The organism is Frankia canadensis, from assembly GCF_900197875.1.
Lineage (GTDB): Bacteria > Actinomycetota > Actinomycetes > Frankiales > Frankiaceae > Frankia > Frankia canadensis.
Genome location: NZ_FZMO01000141.1, coordinates 1 through 9,872, shown reverse-complemented (window position 1 = coordinate 9,872; position 9,872 = coordinate 1). Strand labels below are relative to the sequence as shown.

Annotated in this window: 12 protein-coding genes and 2 pseudogenes; 8 read left to right on the top strand and 6 right to left on the bottom strand. The window is 68.0% G+C overall.

Features of this window, described 5'->3' with window-relative positions:
* Positions 1 to 382, bottom strand: a pseudogene (locus C1A33_RS37445) (hypothetical protein); the annotation flags it as partial.
* Between the two features lie 10 nt (positions 383 to 392).
* Positions 393 to 1,319, bottom strand: a complete 927-nt coding sequence (locus tag C1A33_RS13645) for an IS66 family transposase (protein WP_101831895.1) — start codon at positions 1,317 to 1,319, stop codon at positions 393 to 395.
* A 225-nt stretch (positions 1,320 to 1,544) separates the two neighbouring features.
* Here C1A33_RS13645 and C1A33_RS13640 point away from each other — a divergent pair, with 225 nt between their 5' ends.
* The 5 genes and pseudogenes from C1A33_RS13640 (at position 1,545) to C1A33_RS38340 (ending at position 4,534) form a co-directional block, all read left to right on the top strand.
* Positions 1,545 to 1,946, top strand: a complete 402-nt coding sequence (locus C1A33_RS13640; protein WP_101831894.1) for a MerR family transcriptional regulator — start codon at positions 1,545 to 1,547, stop codon at positions 1,944 to 1,946.
* 148 nt (positions 1,947 to 2,094) lie between these two features.
* Positions 2,095 to 2,976 (top strand): NADP-dependent oxidoreductase, encoded by an 882-nt coding sequence (locus C1A33_RS13635; RefSeq protein ID WP_165818373.1) that lies wholly within the window; start codon positions 2,095 to 2,097, stop codon positions 2,974 to 2,976.
* 307 nt (positions 2,977 to 3,283) lie between these two features.
* Positions 3,284 to 3,772: a hypothetical protein gene (locus C1A33_RS13630; protein ID WP_101831892.1), complete on the top strand. Its 489-nt coding sequence runs from the start codon at positions 3,284 to 3,286 to the stop codon at positions 3,770 to 3,772.
* A gap of 41 nt (positions 3,773 to 3,813) precedes the next feature.
* A pseudogene (locus tag C1A33_RS38345) lies at positions 3,814 to 4,263 on the top strand (ATP-binding protein); the annotation flags it as partial.
* Between the two features lie 19 nt (positions 4,264 to 4,282).
* Positions 4,283 to 4,534 (top strand): ATP-binding protein, encoded by a 252-nt coding sequence (locus C1A33_RS38340; RefSeq protein WP_279354631.1) that lies wholly within the window; start codon positions 4,283 to 4,285, stop codon positions 4,532 to 4,534.
* Between the two features lie 63 nt (positions 4,535 to 4,597).
* Here C1A33_RS38340 and C1A33_RS34875 read toward each other — a convergent pair whose 3' ends face one another.
* The 3 genes from C1A33_RS34875 to C1A33_RS13610 all read right to left on the bottom strand — a co-directional run bounded on the left by C1A33_RS34875 (position 4,598) and on the right by C1A33_RS13610 (position 5,650).
* The gene (locus C1A33_RS34875) at positions 4,598 to 4,855 is read right to left on the bottom strand and encodes a hypothetical protein (protein WP_165818372.1); all 258 of its coding nucleotides are present in this window, start codon (positions 4,853 to 4,855) and stop codon (positions 4,598 to 4,600) included.
* 27 nt (positions 4,856 to 4,882) lie between these two features.
* Entirely contained in the window at positions 4,883 to 5,356 is a 474-nt protein-coding gene (locus tag C1A33_RS13615; RefSeq protein WP_165818371.1) for a Stf0 family sulfotransferase, read from the bottom strand.
* Positions 5,357 to 5,488: 132 nt separating this feature from the next.
* Entirely contained in the window at positions 5,489 to 5,650 is a 162-nt protein-coding gene (locus C1A33_RS13610) for a hypothetical protein (protein WP_165818370.1), read from the bottom strand.
* Between the two features lie 178 nt (positions 5,651 to 5,828).
* On the opposite strand from C1A33_RS13610, the gene C1A33_RS13605 reads away from it, so the two are divergent.
* On the top strand, positions 5,829 to 6,074 hold the full coding sequence (locus C1A33_RS13605; protein WP_133150664.1) for a hypothetical protein: 246 nt from the start codon (positions 5,829 to 5,831) through the stop codon (positions 6,072 to 6,074).
* Positions 6,075 to 6,100: 26 nt separating this feature from the next.
* On the opposite strand, the gene C1A33_RS13600 is transcribed toward C1A33_RS13605, so the two are convergent.
* A complete protein-coding gene (locus C1A33_RS13600; protein ID WP_101831887.1) occupies positions 6,101 to 6,592 on the bottom strand; it encodes a WapI family immunity protein in 492 nt (163 codons plus the stop codon).
* Positions 6,593 to 7,283: 691 nt separating this feature from the next.
* On the opposite strand from C1A33_RS13600, the gene istA reads away from it, so the two are divergent.
* Both istA and istB read left to right on the top strand, forming a co-directional pair.
* Positions 7,284 to 8,927: an IS21 family transposase gene (istA, locus tag C1A33_RS13590; RefSeq protein WP_279354629.1), complete on the top strand. Its 1,644-nt coding sequence runs from the start codon at positions 7,284 to 7,286 to the stop codon at positions 8,925 to 8,927.
* A complete protein-coding gene (gene istB, locus C1A33_RS13585; protein ID WP_101831885.1) occupies positions 8,924 to 9,709 on the top strand; it encodes an IS21-like element helper ATPase IstB in 786 nt (261 codons plus the stop codon). The genes istA and istB overlap by 4 nt, the downstream gene beginning before the upstream one ends.
* Positions 9,710 to 9,872: the final 163 nt, after the last annotated feature.

Here is a 9,872-nt window from a genome sequence, read left to right as displayed (position 1 = left end):
TCAACCGGCCCTCCTTCCGATACATCCACTTGTCACGTGCGACCTCGTGTCGCACCTCGCTGCCATTGTTGTCCGGTGGCACGGACAGGTCGGTGAGGAAACGCAGGTAGTCGGCCTCGCGGTCGGCGAGGCGACGGGCGAGGGCGTTCTCTGCGCGCATCGGCTTCGTCGCGCGCGGGGAGGTCTGGCTGATCCCGACCTGGATGGCGTGGCGGAACCGGCGCAGCGGCTCGGCCGAGTGTGCCGGGTCGACCGCGGCGGCGCCGCCGGCGCGGGCGTCGGTGGCGAGGCGCTGCAGGTCCACGAGGGCGTCGCGGGCCTGGCCGGCCCAGCACCAGACCTCACCGGTGGCCTTCTCGGCCACGGCGAGCAGCTCCCGCACGACGTGCGCGTTATGCCGAGGTCGGCATAACCCGCACATCGGCGTAATGCGCGCAGCAGAGCTGGTGGCCGGCGTCGACGAAGGCGTCGTACGGCGCCCAGCAGTCGTGCACCACGACCCGGGTGAACCCGGGCAGTACCCCGAGGAAGTCGATGCCCTCCCTGCCCCGGCGGGGGTGGCAGACGACCAGGGTGAGCTTCTCGGTGCGCGCGCAGTGCACCCAGTGCAGCTTCCCGGCGACCCGCAGCCCGGTCTCGTCGGCCCCGACCACGTCGGCCGCGGCCAGCGCGTCACGGACCTGGGGCAGGAACTCCGCCCCGAGGCGACCGGCGGCGCGGGCGAGCATCGCCGCGACCGTGCCCGGCGAGAGCGCGATCCCGAACAGCTCGGCCATCGCGACCGCGACCCGGTCCCTCGCGAGGAACTGGCCGCCGTAGAGGTAGAGGACCAGCGCCTCGACACCCGGCCCGTACTGGGCCGGGGCGTCCACCCCAGCCGGGGCCTCCGCCCGGGTCCGGGTGCCGCAACAGACGCACTCCCGCTCGACGAGCCGGTGCTCGACGACCACGGGCTCGACCGCCGGCAGGTCCACGACCTGCCGGCGCTCCACGGCCATGACCGGCGCGAGCAACAGCCCGTCCCCGCAGCGCCGGCACGCCACCGGCTCGTGCACGACCGCGCGGGCCGGATCGTCGACCAGGCGCAGCGTCGAGCCCTCATGCCCGTCCTGCCCACCGGGCTTCCGCCCCGTCCTCTTGCGAAGCGACCTCGGCTTCGACGAGTTCCGCGAGTTCTTCCCGAGCCGCGCCTCCAGCTCGGTGATCCGGGCGTTCGCCTTCTCCAGCGCGGCCCTCAACTCGGCGATCTGCGCCGCCTGCGCCACGGCCAGCACCGCCAGCTCGTCATACGACGGCGCGGGCGACTCGACGGGCGACACACCGCCAGCCTACGGATCAGTCACCCACCGCTAGCACCCCACGCCCACAGCGAGAGTCACCCAAACGACCTGACCTGCGACAACGACGATCGATCAAGAGAGCTGACTAGTTACCCGGGACTGAGCGTTTCGCCGTGGTCGATGTGCGTGGGGTTGGGTCCCACCCTGCATCTTTGATCTGCCGGTGGCCTGAGCGCTGGAGCACGCGGGCGTAGGCTTGAAGGAATGCGGATCGGCGAGCTGTCCAAGCGTACGGGCGTGAGTCCACGCTCGTTGCGGTACTACGAGGAGCAGGGCCTGCTGACCAGTGCACGCTCCGATGCTGGGCAGCGTCACTATTCCGATGCCGAGGTCCAGCGGGTGTTGCTGATCCAGCAACTGTTCGCCGCGGGTATGTCCAGCCGGGTGATCGCATCTGTGCTGCCGTGTGTGGACACCCCGAGTGACCCTGCCGGCATCCAGTCGGCGTTTGTGGCGATGACGCGCGAGCGCGATCGGATCAACGCGGATATCGCCCACCTGGTCGAAACCCGTGACGCACTCGACGTGCTGATCAAGATCAACCGCGAGCATTGGGTGGAGCCGCCGACGGCCTCGGTCCCGGTCCCGGTGACGGCGTCGGCCTGATGCTGTGACCCGCACCTCAGCCGGTTGCCCTTCACATCAGTGTGAGCGGTGAGGATGGCTGCGGCGCCCGGAACGACCGGGCCGGTCGCACCGGAGGTGGCAGAAGATGGGACAAGCGTGGGGTTTCGGCAGGTATGGCGGGCCTGAGGTGCAGGAGCTTTTCGATCGTCCCGATCCTGTCCCGGGTCGCGGTGAGGTGCTGATCCGGGTCGACGTGGCCGGCGTGAACCCCCTCGACTACGTCGTGCGCTCGGGTCTGTATCCCGGGGCCGCCGGCGGACGTCCGTTTCCTCTTGTCCTGGGGATGGAGGCAGCGGGAACCGTTCTGGCCCTGGGCGAGGGCGTCGACGGGCTCGAGGTGGGTGACGCGGTCTTCGGCATGGCACTCACCGGTGGTGGCACCTACGCCGAGACGACGGTGCTGTCGGCCCCGCACACCGCTCGCATCCCGGTGGGCCTGTCCGCAACCGTGGCGGCGACGCTGCCCGTGGCCGGAACGTCCGCGGTAGATGCGCTCGACCAGATCGGCCTCGCGGCCGGCGCTACGGTCTTGGTCAACGGGGTCGGGGGCGGTGTCGGACTCCTCGTTGCCCGGCTGGCCGTCGAGCGCGAGCTGCGGGTGATCGGCACGGGGAGCACCCCCAAGCGCGAGCCCGCCGAGGCCATCGGGGTGCAGTTCATCGACTACACCGCCGGGGACATTGTCGCTGCGGCACGCGAGCTGGTGCCGGACGGCTTCGATGGGATCGTCGACCTGGTCGGAGGCGCCTCACTGCGGACGGTCGCTCCTCTGGTCAAGGATTCACGCAACATCGTCGCCGTGAGTGATATGTCGGTGACTGAAATCGGTGGGCGTTTCGTCCAGCGTCATTTCGACCGGGAGAATCTGGAGCGGGCCGCCCGGCTCGCCCGCGATGGAGGTCTCACACCCGTGATCACTGCGGTCCATCCGCTTTCCGACGCTCCGGCCGCCCTCTCTGCTGTCGAGAACGGCCACAGTGCGGGCAAGGTTGTTATCAAGATCGGATGAGCCATGCCCGGCCGGCTGACGCTGGAAGCCGGCCGGGCACATCTCAGACTGCCGCGAGTCCATGCACAGCAACCACCCGCGGCCAGGGCGCGAGCAGACGCCGGGACCAACTCCCGACCGAACGGGACCGTTGCAAGAGCTGACAGTTTCTGAGTCGGAACTGCTCTGGCATGGCGTTTATCCGTCGGTTTTGACACCACGGTTGGTGGACGCTTGATCGGGTGGATTCTATGTCCGCGAGTTTCGACACCACGAATGGTGGTGGGAGCACCGGCTGACCCGAGACGGAGGCCGGCCGATGCCGCGGATGTCGAAGATCGAGAAGTTCGCGGCGATCCGCCGTGATCTCGCCGCGGGAATATCGGGCCGGGCAATCGAGGAGAAGTACCGGGTCGGCCGGCGCACGGTCAGCGCGGCCATGGCCTCGGCGTTGCCTCCGCCGCGCAAGGACATGCCGCCGCGGGGCTCGAAGCTCGATCCGTTCAAACCCGCGATCGATGAGATCCTGCGGGCCGATCTCGACGCGCCCCGCAAGCAGCGGCACACCGTGAGGCGGATCTTCCACCGGCTCCTTGACGAGCACGGCATGGACAACGTCTCTTACCAGGTCCTGCGCACCTACGTCGCGGACCGCAAACCGAAGATTCGAGCGGAGGTCGGCCGCGCCCCGGTCAAAGTGTTCTTCCCGCAGACCCACCACCCGGGCGCCGAGGCAGAGGTCGATTTCGGGGAAGTCGCGATCGACCTGCGCGGCGAGCAGGTGACCTGCATCTTGCCAGCCGCCATCGAGGACTGACCGAACAAGCCGCCGACGCCGCGGTCGACTCCGCCTGCCGGATGCTGCGCCTGCCCTCGATCCGCGCCCAGTTCACCGACCTGGCCGAGGCCGCCGCCCGCGATCAGATGACCTACCGCGGCTTCCTCGCCGAGCTGCTCATGGCCGAATGCGATGACCGCAACCGGCGCCGCTCCGAACGACGCATCAAAGCCGCCGCGTTCCCCCGCGACAAAACTCTGCGGACCTTCGACTTCCTCGCCAACAACAACGTCGACCCCGCCGTCGTTCACACCCTCGCCAAATGCGACTGGGTCAAGAAAGGCCTGCCACTCTGCCTGATCGGCGACTCCGGCACCGGCAAATCCCACCTGCTCATCGCACTGGGCACCGAGGCCGCGATGGTCGGCCACCGCGTCCGCTATGTCCTGGCCACCAAACTCGTCGAGGCCGCCGACGAGAAGATGCTCGCCAAAACCATCGCCCGCTACGGCCGAGTCGACCTGCTCTGCATCGACGAGCTGGGAATATATGGAACTCGACCGGCGCGGCGCCGAGCTGCTCTTCCAGGTGTTGACCGAGCGCGAGGAAAAGGCCTCCGTTGCGATCGCGTCCAACGAGGCTTTTTCGGGTTGGACGAAGACCTTCACCGACCCGCGACTCTGCGCCGCGATCGTCGACCGGCTCACCTTCGGCGGCAACATCATCGAGACCGGCACCGACTCCTACCGTCTCGCCCAAACTCGCGCCCGCACCGACAAGACCACCCGGACCCCGGCCTAACCACCCGCCGCCTGCGCTGCTGCGGAGAACCCGACGGATCCGGGCGAACTCGACGACGATCTGCTACCGACGATCCTCGGCATCTGCGAAGACTTCTTCGCCCACGCCGACCCAGCCGTTCACCGCGAACTCGACACCGTCCTCCGCGCCCGCCACATCAGCGGCGTCCCGGGCTGGCTGATCGACATGCTCGCGCTCACCCGGCTCCGCCTGCAAACCGCCAAAAACGACCCTGAACAGCCCACGGCAGAGGACCAGAGTGCGGTCAAAACTCGCGGAGATTGATCTCCGGCCGAGCCGGTCAGGGGAGTCAAAACTCACGAACCTCTGGTGTCGTTTCTCGCGGGTCTAATCAATCTCACCATTGCCGCCGACGAACCACGTGGCGGTCTGCTCGGCACGCAGCCAGGAGACGGCTTGTGCCAGGACGTCGTGCCGTTTCAGGTAGACGAAGCCCGTCCGACCGAACACGCGGTTCAGGAGCCCGAGATCGTCATCCGCAAGGTCTCGATGAATCGTCCGCATTTTGTCCACGACTTCGCCCACCGTTCCCCACATCAGCTTGGCGCCGAACACGCCGTTCGGTGTACTTCCGGCCGCCCGTGCGGCTCGCACGTAGTCCGCGTAGCGGAAACCGCTTTCATCGGTACGGGCAAGCTGCCACCGGTCAGCCCACAGCGACTCGTCCGGCGAGCGAAAGTACGCCTGCGGATGACCGCAGATCCCCGTGGAGTCCAACAGTCCGAGCAGCAAGGAGCTGCCAGTACGCGGTGTGGCGCAGACGAAGTACGAGTCAATCGGCCGAGCGGTCTCTGTCAACATGACCGGGACGTAATCGCTCTTCTGGCTGTGCCGCAAGCGGTTTCGGGGACAGCCGCGGCCGTAGGGTCCCATGCCGGAAGTTTCTCGACCCGGCGCGGGCGGCTGGCTACCGCATCTCGCTTATCCGCCAGATCAAGCGAGACTCCGCCAGGTCAGCTGAGACCTGACACCGACGGCGGCGACGAGGGCGGCGACGAAGGCGACGTCGGCGGCGAGGGTGAGGGTTGCGGCGAGGGTGAGGGTGGCGAGGACGACGGAGAGGTCGGCGGCGAGGACGAGGCGGGGCCGGCTCACGCGGTGCCCGCCTGCGGTCCTCCTTCCACGGCGGCACGAAGACGAGGCTCTACCGGACATGTGCGTCCGGACTATCCCGGCGTGGCGTCGGCGCTTGCGCCAGGTCCTGCCACGCCGCGGAGGGCAGGATTGCTGCTGGTTCCACGGGGGCGACTGGCACGTCGTCTCCGGCTTGGCGGTGCGGCTGCTGCGCGAGGTGTCCAGTGACGGCACCGAGGACGACATCGAGATCTCCAGCCGGATGATGACCGCCGCGCGAGCCGAGGGATTGACCGGATGGGACTGGGAGGCCTTCGAGTCCCTCGTGTACTTCCCGATCAATGTGGACGCCGACGGATACGTCAACGGCCGACATCGCGCCTCGGTGATGATGGCCGCCGGCGTTCGGAAAACGGTGGTGCAGGTTATGGTCCTGGACGGGTAGATATCCGCGAGCCTCGGCCGTGGGTTTCATCGATCCGGGTGCGCGGCAAGCATGCGATCCCATTTCTTGATCGAAAGCGCAAGGTGCGTCACCTGCGTCGTGACGAGCAGGAAGTCCCCTTCGGTCGGCCACGGCGGCCCTGACTCGAGCGAGAGATACACCCGGATGACCACGGCGTCATCGGCCCGATCAGCGAAGCTGAACGCGAGGTTGGGCTCGGTGAAGGAAAGCAGACGTCCTGCCCCACCGCCGTCGAGCGGAGCAGGTGCTACCGAGCCGTCGGCCACGCCTCGAAGCCAGTCGCCCAGGTCCCTCGCATCCCACGTCGTCAGACACGGATCGTGGAATGACCAGCCGCGGCCGTCATCAGCGACAGCGTCGCCCGCGACGACCAGCCAGTTCGCGTCCCAGTCTTTCCCGGTGCCGTCACCGGCAATCTCGGGATACTGATAGTCGACGACGCGAAGATCGATACGCGCGCCGCCATCGGTTCCGAGCCTCATCGCCTCGCCGGTCATTGGCCTCATTTCTGGTATTAGAGCGTCTGGTCTTCGCAAATACCCGGCAGGCTGCCTGCACCAAAGGGTGTCCTGCGCCACACCGGCCCTCGGCGATCCCCGGCTCTCCGGGACTGGCCGCCGACTCAGAAATTCTCGGGAGACACCTCCAGGCGTGCGCAACGCACGGACATCGGTAGTCCGTTCGTCCGCGTCGGGGCCACGCCCAGGGTGTCGATATGAAGGGGGCTGTTAAGTACCGAGAGGATCAGCACGTCATCGTAAGAGACCTCCAGGCAGCGGCCTACCAGAATGAAGCCATCCTCCCCCGGGCCGCTCGGACGTATGCCCTCCGTCGCTCCCTCCTGCTCGACTCGGATATCCTCCCCCCATCGACAGTCATCCAGAACATCGAGCTCGACGTGCACGGGTCCCGACGAGGGAGTTTCGTCGCCACGCCACCGGCCGACTATCGATCCGCCCCCATACCTGAAGGTGACCAGGCGGGTGGGCGAATAGAAACCCACCACATCGATCTGCATCATTTCCCTCTCGGTAAGACCTGTGTGGTTACGGCGGTTCCATATGGCCCCGTCCGGGCGGCTTGAAGTGGCCCCGGGTGGGGGTGGTCCGGCGGCGGTGTGACGGCTTGACCTGGCCCCACCCCGGAGTGGCGGTGCGATGATCGCGGCTTCCGTGGTGGAGGAGGGTCGTGGGGTCATCGAGGGTGGAGGTGTTCGAGGCGATCCGGGTGGATGCGCGGCGGGGGATGTCGATCCGGGCACTGGCGGAGCGGCATGGGGTGCACCGGCGGACGGTTCGCCAGGCGTTGGAGTCGGCCGCTCCGGTTCCGCGTAAGACGCCGGTGCGGCGTGCGGCCCGGTTGGAGATGTTCAAGGAATCGATCGACGCGATGCTGGTCGCTGACCTCGAGGCGCCACGGAAACAGCGGCATACCGCGACCCGGGTCCGTGACCGGCTGATCAGCGAACATGGGATGAGTGACACCGTCGCGTACTCGACGGTGCGGGATTATGTGGCCCGGCGCCGTCCGGAGATCATGGCCGAGACTGGCCGTGGAATGGAGAACGCGTTCGTGTTGCAGACCCATCCACCGGGGCAGGAAGCCGAGGTTGATTTCGGGGATCTGTGGGTTCGACTGGCCGGCGAACCCACGAAATGCTTTCTGTTCACGTTACGAATGCCGTATTCCGGTAAGGCGGTCCACCGGGTGTTCGCTTCGCAGGGGCAGGAGGCGTTCATCGAGGGGCATCTTCATGCGTTCACGGTGCTGGACGGTGTCCCCACCGGGAAGATCCGTTACGACAATCTCCGGTCGGCGGTGTCTCGGGTGCTGATGGGCCGCAACCGCACCGAGTCCGATCGTTGGGTGCTGTTTCGTTCCCATCATGGTTTTGACGCGTTCTACTGCATGCCCGGGGTGGAGGGCGCGCACGAGAAAGGCGGGGTCGAGGGCGAGGTCGGCCGGTTCCGCCGTAACCATCTGGTGCCGGTGCCCGAGGTCGACACGTTGGCCGAGCTCAACGTCCGGGTCGAGCGGGCCGACATCGCCGACGACGCCCGGCGGATCGAGGGGCGGGTGGTCACGGTCGGGCAGGCGTTCGCGGTGGAGGCGCCGCTGCTACGGCCGTTGCCGGACGAGGCGTTCGAGCCGGGTCTGCTCCTGACTCCGCGGGTCGATCGGTACGGGCGGATCACGGTCCGTCAGTGTCACTACTCGGTGCCGGTCAGGCTGATCGGCCAGCGGGTCCGGGTGTTCCTGCGCGCCTCCGAACTGGTCATCCTCGATGGCCGGACCGAGGTCGCCCGCCATGCCCGCGCGGTCCGCAAAGGCTCCCAGGCGCTCCTGCTCGACCACTACCTGGAGGTCCTGGCCCGCAAACCGGGTGCGCTGCCTGGGGCGACCGCGCTGGTCCAGGCCCGCGCCAGCGGGATGTTCACCTCGGCGCATGAGGCGTTCTGGGCGTCTGCGCGGCACGCGCACGGCGACGCCGGTGGCACCCGCGCCCTCGTGGAGGTCCTCCTGCTCCATCGTCACCTGCCCCACCTCGACGTGGTCGCCGGCCTGACCGCGGCGGTCGCTCTCGGTGCGAACACCGCCGACGTGGTCGCGGTCGAGGCCCGCAAGGCCGGTCAGACCCGCCGGCCCGCCAGCGCGGCACCGCCGGCCAGCCCGGTGGTGAGTCTGACCGAACGGCGCCTCGCCGCCCTGCCCGCCGACACCCGGCCGGCCCCGTCGGTGGCCCACTACGACCAGCTGCTCCGCCGCCGCGCGTCCCCGCCGCCGGCTGGACGGGCCCCGCCCTCAGCGTCCTCCGAAGGAGAAGTGTCATGAGTGCACTACGCCGCAACGTCACCGACCAGGCCGCGGACGCCGCCGTTGACCAGGCCTGCCGGGCCCTGCGTCTCCCGACCGTCCGCGCTCGTTTCGGTGAGATCGCGGACGCCGCCGAACGGGAACACCTCACCTACCGCGGGTTCCTCGCCGAACTGTTCATGACCGAATGTGAAGAACGTGACCGGCGCCGGTCCGACCGGCAGATCAAAGCCGCTGGCTTCCCTCGCTCGAAATGGCTCGCCGACTTCGACTACACCGCGAATCCCATGGTGAATCCCGCGGTCGTCAACACTCTCGCCGGGTGCACCTGGGTCACCCGAGGTGAACCACTCTGCCTCATCGGGGACTCCGGCACCGGCAAGTCCCACCTCCTCATCGCGCTCGGTGCCGCCGCCGCGATCGCCGGCCACCGCGTCCGCTACACCCTCGCCGCGAAACTCGTCAACGAACTCGTCGAGGCCGCCGACGAGAAAGTCCTCGCGAAGACGATCGCCCGCTACGGCCGCGTCGACCTTCTCTGCATCGATGAACTCGGCTACATGGAACTCGACCGGCGCGGCGCCGAACTCCTCTTCCAGGTCCTCACCGAACGCGAGGAGAAGAACAGCGTCGCGATCGCCTCGAACGAGTCCTTCTCCGGTTGGACCAAAACCTTCACCGACCCCCGGCTCTGCGCCGCGATCGTCGACCGCCTCACCTTCGGCGCCAACATCATCGAAACCGGCAGCGACTCCTACCGACTCGCCCACGCCCGCGCCGCCCGCCAAACCACCACCTGACCCGCCCCAAGTGGGGCCAGATCAAACCGCCATACCCCCACCCGGCCACCCGCCGGGTGGGGCCACTTCAAGCCGCCCACATGGGGCCGAACCAAACCGCCAGAGCCAACCGCCCATTCCCAGACCGCGGCGAAGGTCTGCTGACCAGCCAGAACACCGGCGA

What these genes read in the sequence shown, in the direction of transcription:
- C1A33_RS13640 (WP_101831894.1), top strand. Translation starts at nt 1,545, where the DNA reads ATGCGGATCGGCGAGCTGTCCAAGCGTACGGGCGTGAGTCCACGCTCG.
- C1A33_RS13630 (WP_101831892.1), top strand. Translation starts at nt 3,284, where the DNA reads ATGTCGAAGATCGAGAAGTTCGCGGCGATCCGCCGTGATCTCGCCGCG.
- C1A33_RS38340 (WP_279354631.1), top strand. Translation starts at nt 4,283, where the DNA reads ATGGAACTCGACCGGCGCGGCGCCGAGCTGCTCTTCCAGGTGTTGACC.
- C1A33_RS13615 (WP_165818371.1), bottom strand. Translation starts at nt 5,356, where the DNA reads ATGTTGACAGAGACCGCTCGGCCGATTGACTCGTACTTCGTCTGCGCC.
- C1A33_RS13600 (WP_101831887.1), bottom strand. Translation starts at nt 6,592, where the DNA reads ATGACCGGCGAGGCGATGAGGCTCGGAACCGATGGCGGCGCGCGTATC.
- istB (WP_101831885.1), top strand. Translation starts at nt 8,924, where the DNA reads ATGAGTGCACTACGCCGCAACGTCACCGACCAGGCCGCGGACGCCGCC.